The sequence below is a fragment of the Pseudonocardia sp. 73-21 genome, from assembly GCF_001899645.1.
Classification (GTDB): domain Bacteria; phylum Actinomycetota; class Actinomycetes; order Mycobacteriales; family Pseudonocardiaceae; genus Pseudonocardia.
This window is the reverse complement of sequence record NZ_MKVV01000083.1, coordinates 62072-87287: the sequence shown is the minus strand read 5'-3', so window position 1 is coordinate 87287 and position 25216 is coordinate 62072. Positions and strand designations below refer to the sequence as shown.

28 protein-coding genes and 1 pseudogene are annotated in these 25216 nt (G+C 73.0%); 12 read left to right on the top strand and 17 right to left on the bottom strand.

Annotation, left to right across the window (positions count from 1 at the left end; all coding sequences use genetic code 11):
- Positions 1 to 6 precede the first annotated feature (6 nt).
- Positions 7 to 447, bottom strand: coding sequence for a VOC family protein (locus tag BGP03_RS26270; RefSeq protein WP_296366406.1), 441 nt, complete (start codon positions 445 to 447; stop codon positions 7 to 9).
- A 124-nt stretch (positions 448 to 571) separates the two neighbouring features.
- Between BGP03_RS26270 and mgrA the strand changes: the two genes are divergently transcribed.
- The 3 genes from mgrA to BGP03_RS26255 are packed head-to-tail and all read left to right on the top strand — an operon-like array spanning position 572 to position 2551.
- Positions 572 to 1600 carry an L-glyceraldehyde 3-phosphate reductase gene (gene mgrA, locus BGP03_RS26265; protein ID WP_298797726.1) on the top strand — a complete coding sequence of 343 codons (1029 nt, stop codon included), beginning with the start codon at positions 572 to 574 and terminating at the stop codon, positions 1598 to 1600.
- A gap of 58 nt (positions 1601 to 1658) precedes the next feature.
- Positions 1659 to 1982 carry a type II toxin-antitoxin system Phd/YefM family antitoxin gene (locus BGP03_RS26260; RefSeq protein ID WP_296366402.1) on the top strand — a complete coding sequence of 108 codons (324 nt, stop codon included), beginning with the start codon at positions 1659 to 1661 and terminating at the stop codon, positions 1980 to 1982.
- On the top strand, positions 1979 to 2551 hold the full coding sequence (locus BGP03_RS26255) for a Fic family protein (protein ID WP_296366400.1): 573 nt from the start codon (positions 1979 to 1981) through the stop codon (positions 2549 to 2551). The genes BGP03_RS26260 and BGP03_RS26255 overlap by 4 nt, the downstream gene beginning before the upstream one ends.
- Before the next feature lie 105 nt (positions 2552 to 2656).
- On the opposite strand, the gene BGP03_RS26250 is transcribed toward BGP03_RS26255, so the two are convergent.
- A complete protein-coding gene (locus BGP03_RS26250; RefSeq protein WP_298797728.1) occupies positions 2657 to 3841 on the bottom strand; it encodes an MFS transporter in 1185 nt (394 codons plus the stop codon).
- Positions 3838 to 4509 carry a FadR/GntR family transcriptional regulator gene (locus tag BGP03_RS26245; RefSeq protein WP_296366394.1) on the bottom strand — a complete coding sequence of 224 codons (672 nt, stop codon included), beginning with the start codon at positions 4507 to 4509 and terminating at the stop codon, positions 3838 to 3840. The genes BGP03_RS26250 and BGP03_RS26245 overlap by 4 nt, the downstream gene beginning before the upstream one ends.
- Positions 4510 to 4642: 133 nt before the next feature.
- On the opposite strand from BGP03_RS26245, the gene BGP03_RS26240 reads away from it, so the two are divergent.
- Together BGP03_RS26240 and BGP03_RS26235 are read left to right on the top strand one after the other, a co-directional pair.
- Positions 4643 to 5041: an STAS domain-containing protein gene (locus tag BGP03_RS26240; RefSeq protein ID WP_296366392.1), complete on the top strand. Its 399-nt coding sequence runs from the start codon at positions 4643 to 4645 to the stop codon at positions 5039 to 5041.
- Between the two features lie 77 nt (positions 5042 to 5118).
- Positions 5119 to 6135 (top strand): metallophosphoesterase, encoded by a 1017-nt coding sequence (locus tag BGP03_RS26235; protein WP_296375423.1) that lies wholly within the window; start codon positions 5119 to 5121, stop codon positions 6133 to 6135.
- Between the two features lie 66 nt (positions 6136 to 6201).
- Here the strand turns inward: BGP03_RS26235 and BGP03_RS26230 are convergent, their stop codons facing one another.
- The 3 genes from BGP03_RS26230 to BGP03_RS26220 all read right to left on the bottom strand — a co-directional run bounded on the left by BGP03_RS26230 (position 6202) and on the right by BGP03_RS26220 (position 7262).
- The gene (locus BGP03_RS26230; protein ID WP_296375424.1) at positions 6202 to 6408 is read right to left on the bottom strand and encodes a DUF3072 domain-containing protein; all 207 of its coding nucleotides are present in this window, start codon (positions 6406 to 6408) and stop codon (positions 6202 to 6204) included.
- A 72-nt stretch (positions 6409 to 6480) separates the two neighbouring features.
- On the bottom strand, positions 6481 to 6966 hold the full coding sequence (bfr, locus tag BGP03_RS26225) for a bacterioferritin (RefSeq protein WP_298797731.1): 486 nt from the start codon (positions 6964 to 6966) through the stop codon (positions 6481 to 6483).
- Between the two features lie 98 nt (positions 6967 to 7064).
- Positions 7065 to 7262 (bottom strand): (2Fe-2S)-binding protein, encoded by a 198-nt coding sequence (locus BGP03_RS26220; RefSeq protein WP_296375427.1) that lies wholly within the window; start codon positions 7260 to 7262, stop codon positions 7065 to 7067.
- A gap of 78 nt (positions 7263 to 7340) precedes the next feature.
- Here BGP03_RS26220 and ligD point away from each other — a divergent pair, with 78 nt between their 5' ends.
- The 5 genes from ligD to BGP03_RS26190 all read left to right on the top strand — a co-directional run bounded on the left by ligD (position 7341) and on the right by BGP03_RS26190 (position 13263).
- Entirely contained in the window at positions 7341 to 9179 is a 1839-nt protein-coding gene (gene ligD / locus BGP03_RS36085) for a non-homologous end-joining DNA ligase (RefSeq protein WP_363094519.1), read from the top strand.
- A 27-nt stretch (positions 9180 to 9206) separates the two neighbouring features.
- A complete protein-coding gene (locus tag BGP03_RS26205) occupies positions 9207 to 10001 on the top strand; it encodes a glycerophosphodiester phosphodiesterase family protein (RefSeq protein ID WP_296375430.1) in 795 nt (264 codons plus the stop codon).
- 16 nt (positions 10002 to 10017) lie between these two features.
- Positions 10018 to 11328, top strand: a complete 1311-nt coding sequence (locus BGP03_RS26200) for an MFS transporter (RefSeq protein ID WP_298797733.1) — start codon at positions 10018 to 10020, stop codon at positions 11326 to 11328.
- Positions 11325 to 12677 carry an MFS transporter gene (locus tag BGP03_RS26195; protein WP_298797735.1) on the top strand — a complete coding sequence of 451 codons (1353 nt, stop codon included), beginning with the start codon at positions 11325 to 11327 and terminating at the stop codon, positions 12675 to 12677. Before BGP03_RS26200 ends, BGP03_RS26195 begins: the two co-directional genes overlap by 4 nt.
- Positions 12678 to 12918: 241 nt before the next feature.
- Complete coding sequence (locus BGP03_RS26190) at positions 12919 to 13263, top strand: RNA polymerase-binding protein RbpA (RefSeq protein WP_296375435.1); 345 nt, start codon at positions 12919 to 12921, stop codon at positions 13261 to 13263.
- A 43-nt stretch (positions 13264 to 13306) separates the two neighbouring features.
- Here the strand turns inward: BGP03_RS26190 and BGP03_RS26185 are convergent, their stop codons facing one another.
- From BGP03_RS26185 to BGP03_RS26160, 6 genes are all read right to left on the bottom strand, one after another.
- Complete coding sequence (locus BGP03_RS26185; RefSeq protein WP_296375437.1) at positions 13307 to 13804, bottom strand: phosphoribosyltransferase; 498 nt, start codon at positions 13802 to 13804, stop codon at positions 13307 to 13309.
- The gene (locus BGP03_RS26180; protein WP_296375439.1) at positions 13801 to 14616 is read right to left on the bottom strand and encodes a polyprenol monophosphomannose synthase; all 816 of its coding nucleotides are present in this window, start codon (positions 14614 to 14616) and stop codon (positions 13801 to 13803) included. The genes BGP03_RS26185 and BGP03_RS26180 overlap by 4 nt, the downstream gene beginning before the upstream one ends.
- A complete protein-coding gene (gene lnt / locus BGP03_RS26175; RefSeq protein WP_298797738.1) occupies positions 14609 to 16198 on the bottom strand; it encodes an apolipoprotein N-acyltransferase in 1590 nt (529 codons plus the stop codon). The genes BGP03_RS26180 and lnt overlap by 8 nt, the downstream gene beginning before the upstream one ends.
- Before the next feature lie 58 nt (positions 16199 to 16256).
- On the bottom strand, positions 16257 to 17072 hold the full coding sequence (locus BGP03_RS26170; protein WP_298797740.1) for a PIG-L family deacetylase: 816 nt from the start codon (positions 17070 to 17072) through the stop codon (positions 16257 to 16259).
- A gap of 121 nt (positions 17073 to 17193) precedes the next feature.
- On the bottom strand, positions 17194 to 18717 hold the full coding sequence (locus BGP03_RS26165) for an amidohydrolase family protein (RefSeq protein ID WP_298797743.1): 1524 nt from the start codon (positions 18715 to 18717) through the stop codon (positions 17194 to 17196).
- Positions 18714 to 18899, bottom strand: coding sequence for a PspC domain-containing protein (locus BGP03_RS26160; protein ID WP_298797745.1), 186 nt, complete (start codon positions 18897 to 18899; stop codon positions 18714 to 18716). Before BGP03_RS26160 ends, BGP03_RS26165 begins: the two co-directional genes overlap by 4 nt.
- Positions 18900 to 19134: 235 nt before the next feature.
- Between BGP03_RS26160 and BGP03_RS26155 the strand changes: the two genes are divergently transcribed.
- Positions 19135 to 20154 (top strand): GDSL-type esterase/lipase family protein, encoded by a 1020-nt coding sequence (locus BGP03_RS26155; protein WP_298797747.1) that lies wholly within the window; start codon positions 19135 to 19137, stop codon positions 20152 to 20154.
- Here the strand turns inward: BGP03_RS26155 and BGP03_RS26150 are convergent.
- Positions 20133 to 21260, bottom strand: coding sequence for a Xaa-Pro peptidase family protein (locus tag BGP03_RS26150; RefSeq protein ID WP_298797749.1), 1128 nt, complete (start codon positions 21258 to 21260; stop codon positions 20133 to 20135). The genes BGP03_RS26155 and BGP03_RS26150 overlap by 22 nt on opposite strands.
- Before the next feature lie 59 nt (positions 21261 to 21319).
- Here BGP03_RS26150 and BGP03_RS26145 point away from each other — a divergent pair, with 59 nt between their 5' ends.
- A complete protein-coding gene (locus tag BGP03_RS26145) occupies positions 21320 to 22264 on the top strand; it encodes a 5'-3' exonuclease (protein ID WP_296375585.1) in 945 nt (314 codons plus the stop codon).
- A gap of 122 nt (positions 22265 to 22386) precedes the next feature.
- Here the strand turns inward: BGP03_RS26145 and BGP03_RS36080 are convergent.
- The 4 genes and pseudogenes from BGP03_RS36080 to BGP03_RS26130 form a co-directional block, all read right to left on the bottom strand.
- Positions 22387 to 22551: pseudogene (locus BGP03_RS36080) on the bottom strand (DUF222 domain-containing protein); the annotation flags it as partial.
- 3 nt (positions 22552 to 22554) lie between these two features.
- Positions 22555 to 23049 (bottom strand): DUF222 domain-containing protein, encoded by a 495-nt coding sequence (locus tag BGP03_RS26140; RefSeq protein WP_298797752.1) that lies wholly within the window; start codon positions 23047 to 23049, stop codon positions 22555 to 22557.
- A 182-nt stretch (positions 23050 to 23231) separates the two neighbouring features.
- The gene (locus BGP03_RS26135) at positions 23232 to 24446 is read right to left on the bottom strand and encodes a GNAT family N-acetyltransferase (protein WP_296375456.1); all 1215 of its coding nucleotides are present in this window, start codon (positions 24444 to 24446) and stop codon (positions 23232 to 23234) included.
- Positions 24443 to 25147, bottom strand: a complete 705-nt coding sequence (locus tag BGP03_RS26130; RefSeq protein ID WP_296375459.1) for a DUF4333 domain-containing protein — start codon at positions 25145 to 25147, stop codon at positions 24443 to 24445. Before BGP03_RS26130 ends, BGP03_RS26135 begins: the two co-directional genes overlap by 4 nt.
- Between the last annotated feature and the right edge of the window lie 69 nt (positions 25148 to 25216).

The window sequence follows — 25216 nt, the reverse complement described above, 5'->3', positions numbered from 1 at the left end:
ACCGGGTCAGCCGACCTGCTCGAACAGGGACACGACGATCCCGTCGGGCCCGCGCACGTAGGCCATCCGCACGCTGTTCTCGTACTCGCCGATGCCGCCGACGAGCCCGTACCCGGCCGCGGCCAGCTCCCCGATGACCGCGTCGAGGTCGCCGACCTCGAACGACACGTTGCGCAGGCCGAGCTCGTTGGCCATCGCCGCGGGCGATCCGGGCAGGTGGTCCGGGGTGACGAAGCTCGAGAGCTCGAGCCGGGACCCTCCGTCGGGCGGGCGCAGCATGACGATCTCGCAGTGCGCGCCCGGGATGGCGCAGACGGTCTCCACGAACTCGCCCCTCACGGATCCGGTGCCCTCCACCTCGAGCCCCAGCCCGACGAAGAACGCCGTGGCCGAGGCGAGGTCCGAGACGGTGATGCCGATGTGGTCGAGACGTCGTACGTGTGCCATGGGGCTACATCCTCCGGTGGTCGTCCTGCCGGGTCGACGCGGGCCGCCTCGTGCCGATCGCGGAGTCGAGCACCGCACGCCTGCGGATCAGGGCGCGCGACCGGAGCTGAGGCAGGATGTACCCGTGACGTACCTCGCCGATCCCACGCGCTATGAGAGCGCTCGCTACCGCCGCACCGGCCGCAGTGGCCTCGACCTGCCCGCCGTCTCGCTCGGCCTGTGGCACAACTTCGGTGACGACAAGCCCATCGAGACCCAGCGCGCCATCCTGCGCCGGGCGTTCGACCGCGGCGTCACCCACTTCGACCTGGCCAACAACTACGGCCCGCCCTACGGCAGCGCCGAGCAGAACTTCGGCTCGATCTTCGCCCAGGACTTCCGGCCGTACCGCGACGAGCTCGTGCTCTCCACCAAGGCCGGCTACGACATGTGGCCGGGCCCCTACGGGCAGGGCGGCGGCAGCCGCAAGTACCTGCTGTCGAGCCTCGACCAGTCGCTCGCGCGCATGGGCGTCGACTACGTCGACATCTTCTACAGCCACCGCTTCGACCCCACCACGCCGCTCGAGGAGACGATGGGCGCGCTCGACACCGCGGTGCGCTCCGGCCGCGCGCTCTACGCCGGGATCTCCTCCTACAGCGGCGAGCGCACCCGCGAGGCCGTCGCGATCCTGAAGGACCTCGGCACGCCGCTGCTGATCCACCAGCCCTCCTACTCGATGCTCAACCGCTGGATCGAGGAGGACCTGCTCGACGTGCTGGGGGAGGAGGGCGTGGGCTGCATCGCGTTCTCCCCGCTGGCCCAGGGCATGCTGACCAGCAAGTACCTCGACGGGGTGCCGGAGGGCTCGCGGGCGTCGCAGGACAAGTCGCTCTCGCCCGACCTGCTCACCGACCAGACCCTGGCCCACGTCCGCGCGCTGAACGAGATGGCGTCGGCGCGCGGGCAGTCGCTGGCGCAGATGGCGCTGGCCTGGGCCCTGCGCGACGAGCGCGTGACCTCGGTGCTGATCGGCGCCAGCAGCGTCGCGCAGCTCGACGACAGCCTCGGCGCGCTGGACAACCTGCCCTTCTCCGACGACGAGCTCGCCGCGATCGACAAGCACGCGGTGGAGGGCGGGATCAACCTCTGGGCGGGATCGAGCACCTCCTGACCGGTGATGAGCGCCCGGTGTGACGCAAATGCGTACGCATTCGGGTACGCTCGCCCGCGTGAAGCCACCCGAGGTGCTGTCGTTCCGGGAGTTCCGCTCCGGTCTCGCCGCCACGTTCAGACGCGTGCAGGGGGAGGGGGGCGAGCCGGTGTTCGTGGGTGCGCACCGCAAGCCCGAGGCCGTCGTCATGTCGGTGTCGCACTACCAGCACCTCGTCGAGATGTCGGAGCGCCGCGAGGCGGTCACGGAGGCGCTCGCGTCGGTGCGGGTCGAGGGCCTCGAACCCAGCGCCGACGACCTGGAGATGTTCACCGCGCTCGGTGCCGGCGAGATCGGCACCGATGAGCTGCGCGCCCGCGTGCTGGCCCGTTACGACCGGTGAGCTGGGATCCCTGTCTCGACCTCGGGTCCGGCGTCCTGCGCAACCGCCTCGGCATCACCGATCCCGACGAGCTGCGCCAGGTCGAGGCCACGCTCACGGCGTCACGGATCTACGACCTGAACCGGGTGCCACTGCCCGGTGCCTACGATCTCGCGCACCTGCAGGCGTTCCACCGCCGCATCTTCGGCGACGTGTACGACTGGGCCGGCGAGCTGCGCACGGTGGCGATCGGCCGAGGTACGGCGTTCTGCCGGCCCGAGCACCTCGCCGGCGACGCCGAGGAGCTGTTCGCCTGGCTCGCCCGTAGCGCGTACCTGACCGGCCTCGACCGTGACGCGTTCGTCGACGCACTCACGGAACTGCTGTCGGACCTCAACGCCCTCCACCCCTTCCGGGAGGGCAACGGGCGCACCCAGCGCGCCTTCCTCGCCCAGCTCGCCCGCGACGCCGGCCACCCGGTGCGCTGGTCGGCGATGGACCCCCAGGAGAACGTCGCTGCGTCCCGGGCCTCCCACACGGGCGACGACGCGCCGCTGCGCGCCCTGCTGCACAAGCTGATCGCCTCATGACCGGCCGCGCCCCCGACGACGTCGCCCCGCCCTCCCCGCCGAGGTCGTCGCGGACGAGGTGGGCGAGCACCTCGCGCACCGACGGGCCGACGCCCACCCCCTGAGTCATCGCCCGACGAGCCGGTTCCTTCCCGCGAACACACCCACGACCGCCTGCGGCACGAACAGCACCACCAGCACCACCAGCGGCACGGTCCAGGTGCCGGTGAGATCGTGCAGCGCCCCCACCGCGAACGGCCCGGCCGCGGCCACCGTGTACCCCACGCTCTGCGCCATGCCCGAGAGCTGCGAGGCGTGGGCGGCGTCGGGAGCGCGCAGCGCCATGAACGTCAGCGCCAGCCCGAGCGCGGCGCCCTGGCCCAGCCCCAGCACCGCCATCGAGACGACCTCGGCACCGGGCAGGGTGAGCACGCCGAGCAGGCCGAGCGCCGCGGTCGCGGTGAGCCCGGCGGCGAGCAGCCGCTGGCGGGGTAAGCGCGCCGCGAGCACCGGCGTGACCAGGCCCCCGACGATGCCCGTGACGCTCGAGAGCGACAGCAGCAAACCGGCGGCGGAGGCGTCGAAGCCGCGCTCCACGAACACCGCGGGCAGCCAGGACGCCGCCGCGTAGTACCCGAGCGACTGCAGCCCCATGAACGCCGTGACCTGCCACGCGAGCGGGCTGCGGGTGAGCCCGGCGACGCGGGCCGTGCCCATGACGGTCGTGCCGCCTCCGCGGACCTGGGGGAGCCAGCACACCAGGGCCAGCAGGGCGAAGAGCCCCCACAGGCCCAGCGCGGCCCGCCAGTCCAGCCCCGCGGCCCGCTCCACCGGCACCGTGATGCCCGCCGCGAGCGCCCCACCGGCGGAGATCGACATCGAGAACAGGCCCATCATCAGGCCGGTGCGGTGGGCGAAGTCGCGCTTGATCAGCGCCGGGAGCAGCACGTTGCCCGTGGCGATCGCGGCGCCGACCAGCACCGTCCCGGAGAACAGCGCCACCACGGAGTCGAGCGACCGCACCCCGAACCCGATGATGAGCAGCACGAGCGCGATGAGCAGGGCCCGCTCGATCCCGGTGCGCCGCGCCAGTCGCGGCGCGAACGGGGCGAGCAGCCCGAAGCACAGCACCGGCAACGCGGTGAGCACGCCGGCGGCGGTGCCGGAGAGCCCACCCGTCGCGCGGATCTCGGCCAGCAGCGGCGACACACCGACCACGGCGGGCCGCAGGTTGGCTGCGACGAGGACGACGCCGACCCCGATCCACCAGGTGGGGACCCGCGTGGTCGGGGGAGTGAGTGTCGCGGTCACCGGTTCAGCACCGCGCGGGCCGCGGCCAGGTACGAGTCGGCGGCGGCGCGGGCGGCCACCGGGTCGCGGGCCTCGATGGCGTCGGCCAGCTCCTCGTGGCCGGGGAAGCCGTCCGGGTCGTCATCGAGCTCGTCGACCTGCGCGACGCTGCGCTGCACGGCCTCGGTGAGCCCCGCGTAGAGGTCCACCAGCACCGGGTTGCCGGTCGCCGCGATCACGGCTCGGTGGAACGCGATGTCGGCGGCGACGAACGTTGCCCGGTCGCGGCCGGCCCCGTTGCGGTCGGCGAGCGCGGCCCGGATGGCCGTCACGTCGGCGTCGGTGCGGCGCTCGGCGGCCGCCGCGGCGGCGTCGCGTTCCAGGCTGGTGCGCACGTCCAGGACGTCGAGCACCGTGGAACGGCGGACGCGGCGCAGGAACGCGGCCCCGAGATCGCTCGTGGCACGGACGTAGGTGCCGTCCCCGCGCCGCGGCTCCAGCATCCCGGCGTGCTCCAGGGCCCGCACGGCCTCGCGCACGGTGTTGCGACCCACACCGAGCGCCGCGACGAGCTCGGGCTCCGGCGGGATCTTCGTCCCCACCGGCCACCGGCCCCCGGCGATGAGCCGCTCCAGCTGGGCCATCACCTCGTCGCACACCCGCCCCGACTGCACCGTCGTCAACTCCACGCAGACAACCTAACATCCCATGTTTACTCCGTACGTGGCGGAGAGCTCCCGGTGAGCGGCACCAGGTGGCACACCGGTCGACGATCGCACGGCCGGATGGGGCTCGCCGGCCCGGCCGACTACCGTGCGAGAGATGAGTGCCGGCGATTCCGCGTCCGCTGACCGACTGATGATCGTGACCACTTCGCGCGTCGGTGCGGTGGCCGTCGTCACCGTCTCGGGGGAGTTGGACCTCCATACCGCCCGCGACCTGATGACGTCGGTCGACGACGTCCTCACTGAGCCCGGCCTCGGCGGGGTGGTGATCGACCTGACCGGCGTCAGCTTCCTCGGCTCGTCCGGGTTGGGCACATTGGCCGAGCTCGCCACCCGGGCCCCCGCGTCGCGGCGGCCCGACGAGTCACCGGTTCCGGTACGCCTGGTCTCGGCGCCCGACAACCGCGCGGTGATCCGTCCCTGGGAGACGATGAACCTGCAGCAGATCCTCCCGCTGCACGCCGACGTCGCCGCGGCGCTGGCCGACCTCGGCTGAACCGACCGCTCACGGACACCTTCCGTTCAGCGACGCTGCCTAGGGTCGCCTGATCGAGTGGACGGAAGGTGGCACTGATGAAGCGGTGGCAGAAGACGGCCTGCGGTGCGGCGATGTGCGCGGTGCTCGCGCTCGGAGCCGGCCCGGGGACGGCCGAGGCGAAGGAGAAGCCGTTCACGTTCGCGGTGATCGGCGACATCCCGTACGGCGACGCGCAGATCGCGGCCTTCCCGAAGGTCGTCGACCAGATCAACGCCGATCCCTCGGTACAGCTGGTCGATCACCTCGGCGACATCAAGAGCGGCTCGTCGGTGTGCAGCGACGCCTACTTCGCGATGATCCGGACGCAGTTCGACCGCTTCGCCGACCCGCTCGTCTACACCCCCGGCGACAACGAGTGGACCGACTGCCACCGGCCCAACAACGGCGGTTACAACCCGCTGGAGCGCCTCGACGCAGTGCGCACGGTGTTCTTCCCGAAGCCGGGGCACACGCTGGGGGAGCACCCGGTCGAGGTCGACTCGCAGGCCCGCGACGGCTTCCCGGAGAACGTGTCCTACGAACGGGCGGGTGTCCAGTTCGCCGCTCTGCACATCGTCGGCAGCAACAACAGCCTGCTGCCCTGGACCGGCAACACGGCACCCACGCCCGAGCAGCAGGCCGAGGTGCAGAGGCGGACCGCGGCCACGTTGACACTCATCGACGACACCTTCCGCGAGGCCCGGAAGGACAAGAAGAGCCGCGCGGTCGTGCTGCTCACGCAGGCCGACATGTTCGACCCGACCGTCCCGGACCCGCAGTTCGCCGACTACTCGGCGTTCCAGCCGCTCGTGCGGGAGATCGCCGCCCAGGCGGCCGCGTACCGCGGCCCGGTGTACCTGTTCAACGGCGACAGCCACATCTACAACGCCGACGCCCCGCTCGCGCCGGGCTCGAAGTGGCTGACGTTCTACGGGGTCGGCACGCCGGCCGCCAACCTGAGCCGGATCACCGTCGACGGGTCGACCGGCGTGAACGACTACCTGCGGGTGACCGTCAACCCGACGGGCCCACAGGCCCTCTCGGTCGAGAAGGTGCCGTTCGTTCTGTCATAACTACGATTATCGGATCCACAGGAGGAGGGGCGGGAGCACCCTGCCGGACAGGGTGCTCCCGGCGGCTCAGCCGCGGCCGGCCTTCTCCTGCAGCTCGTCGATCAGCTTCGACGCGTCGGCCTTCGAGAGCTCGCCCGTGGGCGCCTGTTCACCGGCCTGCTGGGCCAGCGTCTCCAGGTACGACTTCTGCGGACCGGTCATCGGCTCGTCACCGGTGGTCCAGTCGTCGGGGTCCTTCTCGGGGTTGCTCGCGGTGCTACCGGCATCAGTCATGGCTCGAACGTATCTTCGAACCCCCGCTCGCGCAGGATGAGGCGGTCCCGCCGCCCGTTATGACAGCGCGGCTCAGCCCGGGACGGGCGGCTGGTCCACCAGCTGGGCGAGGTAGAGCGGCTCACCGAGCTTCTGGATGAGCTCCAGGTTGGTCTCGATGTAGTCGATGTGGTGCTCCTCGTCGGCGAGGATCTCCTCGAGGAGGTTGGCCGACGTGTGGTCGCCCTTGCCGCGGCACATGATGACGCCGGGACGCAGGCGCTCGACCACCGCGAGCTCGATCGACAGGTCCGCCTCGAGCTGCTCCTTGACCGTCTGGCCGATCTTCAGGGTGCCGAGCTTCTGGTAGTTCGGCAGGCCCTCGAGGAACAGGATGCGGTCGGTGATCTTCTCCGCGTGCTTCATCTCGTCGATCGACTCGTCGCGCGTGTAGGCCGCCAGCTTCGTCAGGCCCCAGTTCGCCTGCATCTTGGCGTGCAGGAAGTACTGGTTGATGGCCGTCAGCTCGCTCGTCAGCTGGTCGTTGAGCAGAGCGATGATCTCGGGGTCGCCGCGCACGGTTTCGTCCTTTTCGTCGACTTCTTGAGGAGGCGACGGTAGCGCCGTCCCACGATCGTGATCGACTCAGGATCGACTGCCGGATGGCCAGGCAAACCTTAGGCCGACAGGGGTAGCGCGGAGAGCTCCGACGGAGCATGGGCCGCGGCGAGGAAGACGTCGATGTGGTCGTGGCACGAACCGCACCCGGTGCCCGCCTCGCACGCGTCGCCGACCTCCTCGACGGTGCGCGCGCCACGAGCGATGCAGGACCGGACCTCGGTGTCGGTCACCGCCGCGCAGATGCACACGTACATCAGCCACCCCTTTGTTTAGGCGAGCCTATGCTCGCACTGGCCCGGGGTGCAGCGCAAGAGGGTCTTAAGCTGTGCTCCATGGCGCTCGAGGAGTACCGCCGCAAACGCGACGCGCGGCGCACGCCCGAGCCCGTGCCGGAGGGTGACCCGGCACCCGGCACCGACAACCGGTTCGTCATCCAGGAGCACCACGCCCGCCGCCTGCACTGGGACGTCCGCCTCGAGCGCGACGGCGTGCTGGCCTCGTGGGCCGTGCCCAAGGGGCTCCCGCCCGAGCCGGGCGTCGTGCGGCTGGCCGTGCGCACCGAGGACCATCCCATCGAGTACCTGAAGTTCTCCGGGGAGATCCCGGCCGGTGAGTACGGCGGCGGCTCGATGACGATCTGGGACGCCGGCACCTACGAGACCGAGAAGTGGAACCGCCGCGAGGTGATCGTGCGGATGGCCGGGCGGCGGGCGCAGGGCCGCTACGTGTTCATCCGCACCGAGCGGGAAGGGGAGAAGAACAGCTGGCTGCTGCAGCGCTCCGACCCGGCCCCCGACCGGGAACCCCTCCCCCGCGACGCCCGGCCCACCGTCGCCACCCCGGGCTCCCTCCCGGTGGGCCACTGGCTGCAGGTCGGGTTCGGCGGGCGGCGCGTGATCGTCCGGGTCGACGGCGGCCGCGCCCGCTACACCGACGCCGACGGCGGGGAGGTCGACGGGCCGGCGGGGCTCGGGCCGGCCCTGGGTGCCACCCCGGTGCTCCTCGACGCGGAGCTCCTCCCGACCGGCGAGCTGTGGATCGGCGACGTCCTGCACCTCGACGGCCGCGACACCGCTCCCCTGCCGTTCCGCGACCGCCGCGCGCTGCTGGAGGGCCTGCCGCTGGCCGGGCCGCACTGGCGCCTCGCCCCGGTCTTCCCCGACGGCGACGACGCGGTGATCGCGGCCGTGCGCGAGCAGGGGCTGCCGTCGGTGGTGGCCAAGGACCCGGACGCGCCCTACGACAGCGCGTGGGTGGAGGTGCTGGGCCGCACGAGGCCGCCGCCTGCGGCCACCCGCGCCAAGCTCACCAATCCGGACAAGGTGCTCTACCCGCTGACCGGCACCACCAAGTCCGACGTGCTGGCGCACTACCTGGCCGTCGCCGAGGTGATGCTGCCGCACCTCGCCGACCGCCCGGTCACCATGGTCCGCTGGCCCGACGGCGTCGAGCGCTCGTCGTTCTTCGAGAAGGACGTGTCGCGGCACGCGCCGTCGTGGATCCGCACCGCGCGGGTCGACACGCCCGGTGGGCGTTCGGAGAGCGCCGACTTCCCGCTCATCGACGACGTCGACGGGCTGGCGTGGGCGGCCAACCTCGCGGCCCTGGAGCTGCACGTGCCGCAGTGGCGCATCGGCCCGCGCGGCGGCCACCACCCGCCCGACCTGGTGGTGTTCGACCTCGACCCGGGCGAGGGCACCACCGTCGTCGACTGCGCGCGGGTGGCCGAGCGGATCGCCGACCACCTCGCCGCGGACGGCCTCGTCGCGTACCCGCGCACCAGCGGCGGCAAGGGCATGCAGCTCTACCTGCCCGTGACGGTCACGCGGCCGGAGCAGACCTCGGAGTTCGTGAAGGCCCTGGCGGAGGAGATGGCGGCCGAGACGCCGCGCCAGGTGATCGCCGTGATGAACAAGGCGCGCCGGCGGGGCCGGGTGTTCGTCGACTGGAGCCAGAACAACCCGCACAAGACCACCATCGCCAGCTACTCGCTGCGCGGCCGCGCCCGGCCCACCGTCGCCACGCCCGTGACCTGGGACGAGGTGCGCGCGGCGCGGAAGCCCGAGGACCTGACGTTCACCCTCGACGACCTGCCCGCACGGCTCGCGGAGCACGGCGACCTGCTCTCCCCGCTGTTCACCGACACGCAACGCCTTCCGCGTCGCGGTTGATCCATCCGGGGTGGCAGGCTCGTCCAGGTGGAGCGCCATCCCTACCTCGACGGGCCCTTCCCGCGCGCGTACGCGCACCGGGGCTGGCACCTCGACGACCTCACCGGCTGCGAGAACACCCTCGCCGCCTTCCACCGCGCCGTCGACGAGGGTTTCGGCTACCTGGAGCTCGACGTGCACGCCAGCACGGACGGCGTGGTGTTCGTGCACCACGACCCCACCCTGGAGCGCACCACCGACGGCCACGGCCGGATCGGGGCCCTGTCGGCGGCGGCCATCGCCGAGGTGAAGGTGCGGGGCCGCGAGCCGATCCCGCGGCTGGAGCAGGTGCTCACGGAGCTGCCGGACACCCGGATCACGATCGAGCTGAAGTCCGACGCGGTCGTCGCGCCGCTGCTGGGAGTGCTGGAGCGCACCGACGCGTGGCACCGCGTGTGCGTCGGCGGGTTCGTCGAGCGCTGGCTCGACCGCGCCCGGGCCGGCGGGGGGCCCCGGCTGCTCACGTCGATGGCGATGCCGTCGGCGCTGGGGCTGCGCAGCCGGGCCTGGCTCGACGCCCTGCCGGGCCCGCTGCGGCACCTCCCCGCACTGCCCGTGCGGGGTGGGCTGGCGCAGCTGCCGCGCCGGCTCGGCGCGCTCACCGTCGTCGACGAGGCCCTGCTGCGCACGGCGCACGCCGCCGACCGGGAGGTTCACGTCTGGACCGTCGACGACGCCGACGAGATGGGCGAGCTGCTCGACCTGGGCGTGGACGGGCTGCTGTCGGACCGGCCCGACGTGCTGCGCAAGGTGCTGCAGAACCGGGACCTGTGGGCCTCGTAGGACATACTCTCCCGCCATGAGCCCCGCCATCACCCCGGCCCGGGGGACGACGCCCGTCCGGCGCGGGCCGGTGCTCGCCTGGGGCTTCTGGGACTGGGGCGGTGCCGCCTACAACGCGGTGATCCTGACGTTCGTCTTCTCGGTGTACCTCACCGACTCCGTCGGCAGGGACCTCCCCGGGCCGATCGACGCGAGCGCCTGGCTCGGCTACGCCCTGGGCGCCGCGGGGCTGGTCATCGCCCTGGCCGCGCCGGTGATCGGCCAGAACGCCGACGCGGGTGGCCACCGCAAGCGCTCCACCACCGTCTGGACCGTGCTCACCGTCGTCGCGATGGCGGGGCTGTTCGTCGTCCGCGACGACGACACCTACCTGTGGATCGGGCTGCTCCTGCTGAGTCTGGGATCGATCTTCTTCGAGCTGGCGTCGGTGTCCTACAACGCGATGCTCTGCCAGGTCTCCACGCCGGAGAACATGGGGCGGATCTCGGGTTTCGGCTGGTCGATGGGCTACTTCGGCGGCATCGTGCTGCTGCTGGGGGTGTACACCGGCCTCATCGCGGGCGACGGCGACACGCGCGGCCTCCTCGGGGTGCCCACCGACGGCGGGCTCAACATCCGGGTGGTCGCGCTCGTGGCGGCGGCGTGGTTCCTGCTGTTCGCGCTGCCGCTGTTCCTGCGCGTGCCGGAGGTGCTCCCGGATCCCGGCCGCCCGGCCCGGCTCGGCGTGGTGGGTTCCTACCGCACTCTGTTCACCGACCTGGGCGCGCTGTACCGCCGGAGCCCGCAGACGGTGTTCTTCCTGGTCGCGAGCGCGCTGTTCCGCGACGGCCTCGCCGCGATCTTCACGTTCGGCGCGGTGCTCGCCGTCACCGTGTACGGCATCGGCGCGGGCGACGTGCTGATCTTCGGGATCGCGGCCAACCTCGTCTCTGCGGCCGGGGCGCTCACCGGTGGCTGGCTCGAGGACCGGGTGGGCCCGAAACCGGTGATCGTCGCGTCGCTGGTCGGGCTGATCGTCGACGGGGCGGTGCTGCTGTTCCTCTCCGGACCCACGTCGTTCTGGATCTCCGGCCTGATCCTGACGCTCTTCGTCGGGCCGGCGCAGTCCTCGTCGCGGACGTTCCTCGCGCGGCTGGCCCCGGACGGCCGCGAGGGGCAGCTGTTCGGGCTCTACGCCACCACCGGGCGCGCCGTCTCGTTCCTCGCGCCGACGCTGTTCGGTGTGTTCACGTCGGTCTTCGGGGCGCCGCGGGCGGGCATCGTCGGGATCCTGCTGGTGCTGGTGGCGGGGCTCGTCGCGCTGCTGCCGGTGCGGGCCCCGTCGTGAGCACCGTCGTGAGCACCGCCCGCGAGCGGGCGGGCTGGGTCTTCTACGACTGGGCCAACCAGGTCTTCTCCACCTCGGTGGTCACCGTCTTCCTCTCGCTGTACCTGACGAGCGTCGCGGAGGCCGACGCCCAGGCGTCGGGCCAGCCCTGCAGCGACCCCAACGCGCTGGTGCAGTGCGACGTGTCGCTGTTCGGCATCCCGGTTGCCGCGGGCTCGGTCTTCGGCTATCTCATCTCGCTCGCGACGGTCCTGCAGGTGCTGGTGCTGCCCGTCGTCGGGGCGGTCGCCGACCGCACCGGGGCCAAGCGGCGGATGCTGGGCGTGTTCGCGTTCGTCGGCGCGGCGGCCACCTCGGCGCTGGCGCTCATGGCCGGCACCGACTGGCAGATCGGGTTCGCGCTGTTCCTCGTGGCCAACACGGCGCTGGGCGCGTCGATCGTCGTCTACTACGCGTTCCTGCCGGAGCTGGCCGACGCCGACGAGCGGGACGTGCTCTCGGCGCGGGGCTGGGCGTTCGGCTACCTCGGCGGCGGCCTGGCGCTGATCGTCCACCTGGGCATCTACCTGGGCCACGACGCGCTGGGGCTGTCGTCCGGCGATGCGGTGCGCGTCTGCTTCGTCACCGCGGGCCTCTGGTGGGCGGCGTTCACGGTGATCCCGCTGCGGCGGTTGCACGACCGCCCGCCGGTCGCCGCGGCGCGCTCGGGCAACGGATTCCGACAACTCGCCGCCACCCTGCGCGAAGCGCGTCGCTTCCCGCTGACCCTGGCGTTCCTGGGCGCCTACCTGATCTTCGCGGACGGGATCAACACCGTCGCCCAGATCGCCGGCCTCTACGGCGAGCGGGAGCTGCTTCTCCCCCGCGAGGTCCTCATCGCGACGATCCTGCTGGTGCAGTTCGTCGCCTACGGCGGCGCGGTGGTCCACGGGCTGCTGGCCGCCCGGTTCGGGGCCCGGCGCACCATCCTGGGCAGCCTCGTGGCGTGGACGGTGATCACCACGCTCGCCTACTTCGTGACGGCGGGTAGCACCGTGGAGTTCATCGCCGTCGCGATCGGCATCGGCCTGGTCCTGGGCGGCACCCTCGCCCTGACGCGCTCGCTCTACAGCCAGCTGATCCCGCCGGGCAAGGAGGCGGAGTACTTCGCGCTCTACGAGATCGGCGAGGAGGGCACCTCGTGGATCGGGCCGCTCGTGTTCTCCGCGGTCGCCGGCGCCACCGGCTCGTTCCGTCCGGCGATCATCTCGCTGATCGCGTTCTTCGTGGTGGGCGGCGTCGCGATGGCGTTCGTCCCGCTGCGCCGGGCGATCCGGGCAGCCGGTAACGACGAACCGGCCCTCGTGTAAACAGCACGTCAGCACTCCGTGACATAGGTCACAGTAGGCTGACACGTCACACTGGCGTGTGCGATCGAGCCTGATGGGCCACACTGACTGATCGGGGCGGCAAATATCGGGTGTCCGTCAAATGACGACACCTGCAGACAGTCCGCCCCGTTGGCGGGAATGTACGTCCGTAGGTGAGACGTTACACCCGGTGGTGAACGGTCGGGGGAGGCTCCCTCGACCATGAACGGGAGGTAGACGCATGGCCGACCGCGTGCTCCGTGGCAGCCGGCTCGGGGCTGTCAGCTACGAGACCGATCGCAACCACGACCTCGCGCCGCGGCAGTCGATGCGCTACGCGTGCCCGCGCGGGCACGACTTCGAGGTGCCCTTCGCGAACGACGCCGAGGCTCCGGCCACCTGGGAGTGTCGCCTCCACGGCAGCATCTCCAAGCTGGTCGACGGCGTCGAGCCGGAGACGAAGAAGGTCAAGCCCCCGCGCACGCACTGGGACATGCTGCTCGAGCGCCGCTCGGTGGCCGATCTCGAGGTGCTGCTCGCGGAGCGTCTGGAACTGCTCGCCGAGCGCCGGCGCGAGATCGCCTGACGATCTTCTACAGCCGGGTCACCCTCAGGGTGGCCCGGCTTCTTCATGCGTCCAGGACCTGGTCGGCGCGCCGGACGACGGGCGGCTGCGACGACCACGGGAAGTTGATCCACCGGTCGGTGCGGCGCCAGACGTACTCGCAGCTGACGGTGCTGTGCGGCTTCTCGTAGACCACGGCGCAGCGCACGTCGGCCACGTGGCCGAGGCAGAAGTCGCGGACGAGCTTGAGCGTGGCCCCGGTGTCGGCGACGTCGTCGGCCACCAGCACCTTCGAGCCCGACAGGTCCACCACGTTGGGCACCGGCGGCAGCACGATCGGCACCGGGAGGCGCTGGTCGACGCCGGTGTAGAACTCCACGTTCATGACGTGCAGGTTCTTGACGTCCAGCGCGTAGCCGAGCGAGCCGGCGACGAACAGCCCGCCCCGCGCGATCGACAGGATGATGTCCGGCTCGTAGCCGTCGGCGGCCACGTGCTCGGCGAGCTCCCGGGACGCGGTGCCGAACAGCTCCCAGCTCAGTTCCTCACGAGGCTCACTCACGCGCTCTCCCGTACGGGGGCCCGGTGGGCCGGGTCGTCGGGTGCCTTCTCGGTGGTGGCGCCGGGCGTCGGGGCCGGACGGGTCTCGCCGCGGCGCAGCACCCGGGCCGCCCCCCACTGCGTGACGCGCCACAGCGCCTCGATGACGATCGCGCTGCTCATCTTGGACGCGCCGCGCTCGCGTTCGGCGAAGGTGATGGGCACCTCGCGGACGCGGAAGCCGGCCTGCACCGCCCGCCACGCCATGTCCACCTGGAAGCAGTAGCCCTGCGAGGACACCGAGGAGATGTCGAGCTCCTCGAGCACCTGGCGCCGGAACACGCGGTAGCCGCCGGTGATGTCCTTGATGGACACCCCCAGCGCGAGGCGCGAGTACAGGTTGCCGGTGCGGGAGATCCACTCGCGGTGGCCGGGCCAGTTGACGACCTCGCCGCCGGGGACGTAGCGCGAGCCCAGGACCAGATCGGCGTCAATCAGCGCGTCCAGCAGGGCGGGCAGGTCCTCGGGGGCGTGCGAGCCGTCGGCGTCCATCTCGACCACGACCTGGTGCGGGCCCGCGAGCGCCTCGGCGAACCCGGCGAGGTAGGCGGCGCCGAGGCCGGCCTTCTCGGTGCGGTGCAGGACCCGGACCCGCTTGTCGGCGGCGGCCATCTCGTCGGCGAGCTCGCCGGTGCCGTCGGGGCTCGCATCGTCGACGACGAGCACGTCCGCCCGGGGCACGGCCGCGTGCAGCCTCGTCAGCACCGGACCGAGGTTCTCCCGCTCGTTGTACGTCGGGATCACCACGAGCACCGGCCCGGCAGGCTCAGCCATTCTTGTCCTCGTCCTTCCTGTCACGCCTACGCGTCACGATGACCGCGCCGACCGCTCCCACCCCCAACGCGACCAGCACCCACTCGGGTACGGCTCCCAGGCGCGTGGCCAGAGTGGTGGTGTCGAGCAGCGGTGTGCGTTCGACGAGCACGTCCGGCGTGAACTGTTTCGTGCTCTGAGTGACCGTACCGTCCGGCGATATCGTGGCGCTGACCCCGCTCGTGGTGGCGACGATCGATGCGCGATCGTGCTCCACCGACCGGACCTGCGACATCGCGAGCTGCTGGTAGGTCATCTCCGTGAAGCCGAACGTGGCGTTGTTGCTGGGCACGGCGAGCACCTGCGCGCCGTTGTCCACACTGTCCTCGACGAGGTCGTCGAACGCCACCTCCCAGCAGATCGTGACGCCGACCTTCACGCCGTCCATGGTGACCACGCCGGGGCCGTTGCCGGGCACGAAGTAGCCGGCCCGGGCGACGTAGGAGGAGAACATCGCGAAGAACGACCGCCAGGGCATGTACTCGCCGAAGGGCTGCACGCGGCGCTTGTCGGCCCGCTCCACCACCCCCTGGCCGCCCAGCCACACCAGGGCCGAGTTGCTGGTGGTGACGCCGTCGGGGTTGCGCAGCACCGCCCCGACCAGGATCGGCACGCCGACGGCCTGCGCGGCGCGGTCGATCTGCGCGGCGGCGTCGGGGTTCTGCAGGGGGTCGATGTCGCTGGAGTTCTCCGGCCAGATCACGATGTCGGGCTTCGCGACCTTCCCGGCGGCCACCTCGTCGGCCAGCTTGATCGTCTCGTTGACGTGGTTGTCGAGCACGGCGCGGCGCTGGGCGTTGAAGTCCAGGCCCAGGCGCGGCACGTTGCCCTGCACGGCGGCGATGGTGACGTACTTCGCGGGCCCGCCGCCGGTGGCCGGCACCAGCAGCGCGAGCGGGCCGGTGAGCATGGCCACGACGCCGATCACGGCCGGCACGAGCAGCGGCCGCAGCTCGCGGAGGAACAACCGGCGCGCCAGCTCGCCCAGGGCCAGCCCGGCCAGCACCGTGACGAACGACAGCAGCGGCACCCCGCCGATCGACGCCACGGGCAGCAGCGGACCGGACGGCTGGCCGAACCCGACGCGGCCCCACGGCAGGCCACCGAACGGCACCCGCCCGCGCAGCGACTCCCCCGCGCTCCACACGGCGGCGGCCCACACGGGCGCGGCCGGGAGCCGGGAGACCAGCGCCATGCCGGCCCCGGCGAGCCCCACGAACAGCGACTCCAGCACCACCAGCGCCACCCACGGCACCGGCCCGACGAGCGCGCCGATCCACGTCAGCAGCGGCAGCAGGAAGCCCATCCCGAACAGGAACCCGTAGCCGAAGCCCGCGTGCGCCCGGCGGCCGTACACGGCCAGCCCGAGCAGGGCGAACGCCGGGATCGCGAGCCACCACAGCGTCCGCGGGGGGAAGCTGTAGTAGAGCAGCAGCCCTCCGCCGAGGGCGGCCACCGACCGGGTGAGCAGCAGTCCCCAGGACGCCCGTCCGGATGATCGGGGCGGATCGGACACGGACGGTTCGACGTCGGGAAGGACCACGGGGGAAAGAGTACGACGGGCCACCCGAACTTCCGACGAGCGGCACTCCCGTCGGAACCTATCCGACGAGGGTGCCGCTCGTCGAGGCGTGGGACACGAGGTGGGCGTTGCCCAGGGCGTCCACCACGCCCGGCGCGCCCGTCCTGCGGTACCACTCGTAGCCGTAGGCCGCCGCGAAGTGCTCCGCCGGGAGCGTCGCGGGATCGACCTGGCTCGCGTGCGCCTCGATCGCCGCCCGCTTGCACGCCAGGTGCTCGGCCGTCCCGCCCACGGCCAGGGTGATCTCGGCCGTGACCCGGCCGAACGCGACGTCCGCGGCGCGGGCGGCGCCGTGCACGAGGTGCCGGTCGCGTGCGGAGACGTGCAGGTGCTCGCGGTCGACGGTCATCCGGTACGCGGTGGCGCCGACCAGATCGGCCGCGGTGGCGCCGATGCGGTGGGCGGCCCGGTGGTCGGGGTGGCCGTAGATGCCGTGCTCGTCGTCGTGGATGAGGGTGCCGGCGCCCTCGTCGTCGGCGAGCTCGGCGACGGTGCGGGCCAGACGCACGGGGTCGGCCGCGGAGAACGCGCGGGCGTGGTGGCCGCTGGGCCAGCCGGGCAGTCCGGAGTCGCGGTGGCCCAGCAGGACGAGCCGGGAGACCCCCAGCAGCTCGGCGGCGCGTTCCAGCTCGGCGACGCGGCGCTCGGGGACGGTCTCGCCGACCTGCAGGGGCACCCGGGACTCCCCCAGCTCCCCCGCCGTCGCGACGACGAGCACGGTGCGCGCTCCGGCCTCGGCGAGCCGGCGCAGCGTGATGCCCGTGAAGATCGACTCGTCGTCGGGGTGGGCGTGCAGCGCGAGGACGGTGTGGCCACGGAGATCGGGCGTGATCATGAAAATTCGCAGACGTGCGGGCCGCGGGGCGGCAGGATGGACGGGGCCGGGGGTCAGCTGCGACAGCAGCGACAGCACCCCGGACAGCGACAGGCCACGCCTGCACCGCTGGTCCGCGTCGTCACGTGCGAGATGATGCCACACCGCCGCTCCGGACACTGTGGAGGGTCGTGCCCCGGTGCACGGTGAGGAGGCACCGGGGCGCGGGGTCACCGGCGCCGTCCCAGACCGCGTACGACGCGGGGGCGCCGACGACGAGCCGACCGGCCGTGGCCGAGTGGTCGCCGGCGGCGCGGTGGCCGCCGACGGTGTGGGCCGCGACCGCCGCCTCGCGGGTGATCCCGGAGCCCGGCGTGCGGTGCTCGACGGCGGCCCGGACGGCGGCCCAGGGGCCGACGGGGGTGACCGGGGAGTCCGAGCCCAGCGCGAGGGTGACCCCTGCTCCGGCGAGAGCAGCCAGCGGGTTCATGGGCGCCGCACGGCTCACGCCCAGCCGCTCCGCGTACATCCCGGACGGACCGCCCCACAGGGCGTCGAACACCGGCTGGACGCTCGCGACGACGCCGAGCTCCGCGAGGACGGCACGCTGTTCGGCGTCGACCATCTCGAGGTGCTCGACCCGGTGCGTCCGTGTGCGCAGAGCCTGGACCGAGGTGGCGGTCGCGGCGATCCGCAGGCCCTGGGTGAGGGTGTCGGCGGCCGCGTCGCCGATCACGTGGAACCCGGCCTGGACGCCGGCGAGCGTGCACGCGGTGATGTGGGCGCCGACGGCGTCGGCGTCGAGGTAGCGGTTGCCGGTGCAGCCGGGCGCGTCGGTGTAGGCGTCGCGGAGGGCGGCGGTGCGCGAGCCGACCGAGCCGTCGACGAACAGGTCGCCCGCCAGCCCGTGGGCGCCGGTGGCGGCGAGCAGGTCGCGGGCCTCGTCGACGTCGCGCACGGCCTGCCCCCAGTACCCGACGACCTCCGGCCCGTCGAGGGTGCGCAGGGCCGCCAGGTCGACGGCCGAGGAGATGTCCGGGCCCGCGCACTCATGCACGACGGCGACCCCGCGGGCCGCGGCGTCGCGCAGGAAGGCCCGCTGGGCGGCCGCACGGACGGTGCCGTCGACAGCGGCCAGCGCGGCGCGGCGGACGTGGTGGTGGGCGTCGGCGGACAGGGTCCCGTCCGACCAGCCGGTGGCCCCGACCGCGCCCGGGGCCCGGTCGAGCAGGCCGGTGGAGACCAGCGCGGAGTGGACGTCGATGCGGCTGAGGTAGACCGGGGCGCCGGCCGCGGCACGGTCGATCTCGGCGCGGGACGGCAGGTGCGGCCAGCCGAGCTCCTGCCAGCCGTGCCCCCAGATCAGGGCACCGGGCCGGGCCGTGGCGCGGGCGGCGACGGCGTCGAGCAGCGTGCGGGGATCGGCGCAGCCGGTGAGGTCGAGGCCGTCGACGAGCAGGCCCGTCGACGTGGCGTGGACGTGGGCGTCGACGAAGGCCGGGGTGACCACGGCGCCGTCGAGGTCGTGGACCTCCGCACCGTCGGTGCGGGCCGCCGCCACCGGACCGACGGAGGTGACGCGGTCGCCGGTGATCTCGAGGGCCAGCGAGCCCGAGGGGGCGTCCGGGTCGAGGACCCGGACGCCCACGAGGATCCTGCGGATCAACGCTGCTTGGGCATGATGATCCACAGCACGATGTAGATGATGAACTGCGGCCCGGGCAGCAGGCAGGAGATCAGGAAGAGGAACCGGACCAGTCCGGTGCTCAGGCCGAAACGCTGCGCGAGTCCGGCGCAGACGCCGGCGATGACCTTCCCGTCGCGGGCGCGGGTCAGTGTCGATGCCACCAAGGGCTCCTTCCGGTGCGGCGCGTCTCGCCGCTGAGGTCCACTCTGCCTGTCGCAGCGGCGGGCTCCCTCAGGGAACGCCCGGAGATCCCCCTGAGGTTCCGGCCCGGACGGGTGACGGCGGTCGCCGACCGTGGTGCACGCGCTGGGCCGGTCGAGCGATGATCACGAGTTGTCCACAGGTGGCGACGAACGCCCTGGTCAGGCGGTGGTACCGCGTCTAGCGTCCCGTTTCGTGCTCCTCACCCGCCTCCTCCTCGCCGCCGCCGTCCTCACCGCATCCGTCGTCGGTGCGCCGGCCACCGCGTCCGCCGACACCCGCCCGGCCGCCGCCGTCGCGCTCGGCGACAGCGCGGCGTCGGGCGAGGGGGCGGGCGACTACGTGCCCGGCACGCGCGGCGAGCAGGGCGACTGGTGCCACCGCTCCCCCCACGCCTACGTCACCGTCGCGGGGCTGGCTCCCGAGGCCGTCAACCTCGCGTGCTCGGGCGCGAGGTCGGCCGACGTCGCGTTCGGCTCCGGCGGCAGGTACGGGGAGCCCTCCCAGGCGGAGCAGCTCGTCGGCGTCGCGGAGCGCTACCGGGTCACCACCGTGGTGCTGCAGGTCGGCGCCAACGACGACGCCGCGCTCACCGCCACCGGCATCGCCTGCATCGAGGCGCTGATCACCATCACGGCGCAGCCGTGCCGCGACACGATCGGCCCGCTCGTCGCCGGCCGGATGGCGGCCACCGCCACCAAGGTCGAGGCCGCGGCCCGCGACGTGCAGGAGGCGATGCTGCGCGCCGGCTACCGGCCGGGCTCGTGGACGTTCGTCATGGCGTCCTACGCCTCCCCGATCACGGAGAAGATGCTGCCGGTCCCCGCCGCCCGGGGCTGCCCCTACAGCCGGGACGACGCGCAGTGGGGCCGCACCGTCCTGTTCCCGGCGCTGTCCACGGCGCTGGCCGGGGTGGCGCAGCGCGTCGGGGCGCGGTTCCTCGATCTCGACCGCGCCACCGAGGGCTACGAGGCCTGCACGCGCACGCCGTCGTCGCAGGAGTGGCAGCGCCGCCTGACGGTCGACCCGGACGCGCTGGTGCACGGCGGCCTGGACGCGGTCGGTTTCCACCTGGCCCAGGAGTCGTTCCACCCCGACGCCGAGGGGCACGCGGCGATCGGCCGCTGCCTCGGCGACTTCGTGCGGAGCGGCGCCGACGCCGGTACCTGTGTGGCGGGCTCCGGCGGCTCCGGCTACAGCACCACGAGATCGTGAGTGTTGTTGTTGAGCCGCTCCACGCCGGTGTCGGTCACCACCACGATGTCCTCGATGCGCGCGCCCCACTCCCCGTCGAGGTACACGCCGGGCTCCACGCTGAACGCCATGCCCGGCTCCAGCGTGCGGGCGTTTCCGCCCACGATGTAGGGGTCCTCGTGCACGTCGAGGCCGATGCCGTGGCCGGTGCGGTGGATGAACCGCTCCCCCAGCCCCGCCTCGGTGATCGGCTCGCGGGCGGCGGCGTCCACCTGCTCGGCCGTCACACCGGGCCGCACGGAGGCCACCGAGCGCTCCTGGGCGGCCTGCAGCACGGCGTAGGCCTCGCGCACCGACACCGCCGGCTCGGCGCCCACGGCGTACATGCGGGTGCAGTCGGAGTTGTAGCCGCTGGGCAGCGGCCCGCCGATGTCGATCACCACCATGTCACCGCGCTCGATCACGCGGTCCGACACCTCGTGGTGGGGGCTGGCGCCGTTGGGACCCGATCCCACGATCACGAACGCGGCGGACGTGTGACCCTCCTCGACGATGGCCGCGGCGATGTCCGCACCCACCTGGGCCTCGGTGCGGCCGACCCGGAGGAACTCGCCCATGCGCGCGTGCACCCGGTCGATGGCCGCGCCCGCGGCCCGCAGCTCCGCCACCTCGGCGGCGTCCTTGCGCATCCGCAGCTCGCGGATGATCGGCCCGGCCAGGAACTGCGCGGCGTCGGGCAGGGCGTCGCGCACGCCGAACACGTGCGCGGCGGGCATCGTGTCGGTCACCGCGAGGCGGGTGGGCCCGCCGGCCAGGTCGCTCACCAGCAGGTACGGGTCCTCCCCGTCCTGCCAGGTGATCACCTCCACGCCGAGGGACTCGAGTCCGAGCGCGGCCAGCCCGGGCGCCTCCAGGCGGGGCACCACGATCGCGGGCGGTGCGAGGTGGCCCGCGGCGGGCACGAGCAGGCAGGTGAGGCGCTCGTGCGACTCGCCGTCGGCGCCGATGAGGTAGCGCAGGTCGGTGCCCGGTGTGATCAGGAGGAGCTCCACGTCCTGGTCGGCGGCCACCTCCCCGGCGCGGCGGAGACGGTCGGCGAGCAGCGCGGTGGGTACGGCCGGTGTCATGCCGTTCAGGGTATTCCGGCAGGGTGTCGGCTGTGAGCACCCCTGGGACCGCACCGTTGATGCTGCTGGACGCCGCGAGCCTGTACTTCCGGGCCTACTACGGCGTGCCCGAGTCGATGACCGCCCCCGACGGCACGCCGGTCAACGCCGTGCGCGGCTTCACCGACATGGTGTCGCGGCTCGTGTCGGAACACCGGCCGTCCCGGCTCGTCGCGTGCCTGGACCTCGACTGGCGCCCCGCGTTCCGCGTCGACGCGCTGCCCACCTACAAGGCGCACCGGGTGCCGGGCGAGCCGGACACCGCCCCCGCCGGGGTGCCCGAGGAGATCCCCGACACCCTCTCGCCGCAGGTCCCGATCATCCTGGAGGTCCTCGCCGCCGCCGGCATCGCCACCGGCGGCGCTGAGGGCTTCGAGGCCGACGACGTGATCGGCACGCTCGCCGCCACCGAGACGACGGACCCCGTGCTCGCCGTCAGCGGCGACCGCGACCTCATGCAGATCGTCCGCGACGAGCCGGTCCCCGTCCGCCTGCTCTACGTCGGACGGGGGCTGGCGAAGGCCGAGCACCTGGGCCCGCAGGAGGTGGCCGAGAAGTACGGCGTGCCCGCCGGCCGGGCCGGAGCGGCCTACGCCGAGATGGCGATGCTGCGCGGCGATCCCTCCGACGGCCTGCCCGGTGTGCCCGGCGTCGGCGCCAAGACGGCGGCCACATTGGTGGGCCGCTTCGACTCCTGGACGGAGCTGTGCGAGGCCGTCCTCGACCGCACCGACGGCCGCCTCACCCCACCCGTCCGCGCCAAGCTCGCCGCCGCGGCCGGCTACCTGGCCGTCGTCGAGCCGGTGGTGCGGGTGGCCGTGGACGCCGATGTCCACCTCGACCGCGACGACGCCCTCCCCGCGGTGCCCGCCGACCCCGACCGGCTGGCCGAGCTGGCGGAGCGGTGGGGCCTGGGCAGCTCGGTGGAGCGCCTGCACACGGCACTGGTGCGGGCACACCGCTGAGTGAGGCACGCCGGACGGCGCGGCTGGACCTGAGGCAGTTCGTCAGCGGTTGCGGTGGCCTCGGCCGACAAGTCGTCGGCGTTCTCAACGCCGCCGCTGCTGCTGAACCCGGTCCCGTCCAGCACCAGATCAGTCAGAGCGTCCGCGCGGCGGGCGTCCATCGACCGCCCATCAGTACTGCAGCAGGCGCGGGCGTGCTGATCCAGCACCGCGAACACCCCCACCGCCTCCGACGCCGGCAACGTCGCGGCCAGGGTGGCCATCCCGTCGCGCTCCGGATACAGCACCACCTAGCCCTCGGTGATGATCCGCGCCTTCGTCAACGTGATCGCCCCGGATTCGAGGGCGGCGGAAATGGCCGGGAAGTCCTCGACCAGGGTCCGGGCATCCGACACCCGCCACGCCGCACCCCCGGGAGCGAGGGTGAGCATCAATCCGACCTCGGACTGCGCCGACTCACCCGCCTGATCCGCCCTCATCCCGTGCGCCGGCTCCGCCACCGAGTCGGCCATGTATCGGGTGATCTCCGCGCACTGCCGGGCCTGCGCCCACGCGATGACCTGCTCCCACGTCCCGATCCGCTCCAACCGGTCGAACCCATCCGCCGCCGGCGGGATCTCGTCCAACAACATCACCAGGGTCGGATCCACGTCCAGACCGGTCCACGACAGCGACCGCCACTGCTCGTCGGAGAGCGCGTCGAGTGTGAATTGCGCTGCAACGCAATCAACCGATCTGATGGAACGGGATCTGGTCGACATCGGCCGACCGTCCGGAGCGGTCACGGCTCCCGTCGTTCGCGGCGGCCCGCTCGTTCAGCGAGCCTCGTCCGTCCGTCCGTCCGCCAGCACGCAGCGCTCGGCCCGACTCCCGCGGCAATCGTCCCAACCCCGCCTGCGCACTCGGACGAGGCACGGCGCCGTCGAGGGCCGTCGCCCTCGACGCTCCGGCGTCGGCGGCGATCGGACTAGAAGAACGTGCCGCACCACGGCACGACGTCGGTGGCGAACGCGGCGTCGGCCCGGGCCGGGGCCTTCTCGTCGTGGCAGGTCCACCAGCCGGTGGCCGCAAGCTCCGACGGCGTGCGGTCGCCGAGGTAGGCCATGGCCAGCGCGGCGACGTCGCACTCCAGCCCGGGCACGACCGCCCCACCCAGCGGGCCGACCCGCTCGGCGGTGCCGTCGGCGATCCGGTAGACGCCGGCGTTGCGCTCCAGGAACGGGTCGTGGACGGCGAGCAGTACCGGGTCGGCGGCGGCCCAGGTGCGGGCGGCGAGGGCGGTGGGGACGTCCACCAGGCGCAGCCACGTCTCGTCGGCCACCCCGGTGACCGTGCAGTCACGCGGGTCGGCGAGCAGGAGCTCCAGGGGCTCGTCGAGGGGGCGCAGGTGGGCCTCGACGTCGCCGACGAGGTCGATGTCGCGGACGAACCGCCACAGGGCCGCCGTGGCGGCGGCGTCGGCCGCGTGCAGGTCCTCGACGTGCAGCGGCCGGGTGAAACCGTCCCGCGCCCCGGGGGTGGCGACCACGTAACCGTCGTCGCCGTCCGCGCCCGTGTGCACGGCCGCGATGACCGGCTCGCGGGCCTGGAGCCGGCGCCCCACCACCGCTCTCCACCAGCCGTCGCTGCGGGTGATGCCGCCGGTGCGCCGCAGCGCGAGCCGCTCGTGCAACCCGGAGAGCACGTCGATGATCTCGCCGGGGCCGAGCATCCGGACGGAGCCTGACGCGGGGGCACCCGGCCGCCATCCGGCGCCGGAGCCGCGCAGGCGGACCGAGCGGCCACGCGTCGCGACGCCGTAGCCGAAGCGACCGTAGATGCGGGCCTCGGTGGCGCGCAGGGACGCGACCGCCTCACCGCGGTCGGCGACGTCGTCGAGCTGGGCGCGCATCATGGCCGAGAGGACACCGCGGCGGGTGCGGTCGGCCCGCACCGCGACGCGGGTGACGGCCGCGGCCTCCAGCACGGCGCCGCCCGGCACGACGGTGGTGGTGCCGAACGACATGGCCGTGCCGGCGAGCGTCCCGTCGAGGTGGACGCCGAGCGTGCGGCCCGGGGCGTAGCTCGCCCCGCGGAACTCCCAGCCCTCGTCGTCGACCGGGCCGTTGAACAGCGCCCCGCCGAACAGGTCGTGCGCCGCCCGCAGCTCCTCGGTACCGAGGACCGTGACGGGGTGGGTCACGCCGGCCGGCCCACCTCGTAGTCGCCGGCGTTGCTGGTGATCTTCACCGGGATCCGGGCGGGCTTGCCGGCGATGGTGGCGTCGCAGGTGAAGGTGTTGCCGGCGGTGACGGCGATGTTCTGGCCGCACGTGACGGTCGTGACGTCCTTGACGCCGTAGCTGTCGGTGAGGATCTTCTGCACGCCCGTCTGCACGGCGGCCGTGTCGAACACCTTCGACACGAAGAACCCGGGCGTGACGAACCCGAGCACGAGGACCGCCGCCACCACGAGCACGCCGATCCCGCCGAGGATCAGGGGCAGCTTCGAGCGGCCGGACTTCGCGGGGGTCTCGGGTGGCGGCGGGTACCCGGGCTGCTGACCGCCCCACTGCTGCGTGGGCTGGGGGCCGCCCTGCTGGGGCCATCCCTGCTGCGGCGGGTACGGCTGCTGCGGCGCCCCGTACTGGGGTTGGCCACCGTACTGCTGGCCGCCGTAGGGCTGTTGCTGCGGCGGTGCGCCGTACTGCTGGGGCGAAGGGCCGTTCCAGCCCTGTTGCGGTGGAGCAGCCGGGGGCTGGCCCCCACCCGGTGCGAAGGACCGGGGGTCGACGCGCTGGGTGCGCTCGTCGTCGGGGTTGGGCTGGCCCCACCCACCGGCGGGCTCCTTGCCCCAGGCGGGCGGATCGGCCGGGTTGTGGGACGGGCCCTGTGGGTTGCTCATCGCCCTGTGTGCTCCCTCGCTGATGCCACCGGTGCGACCCGGGTGCGGCGATCAAAGCACAGACTCCCC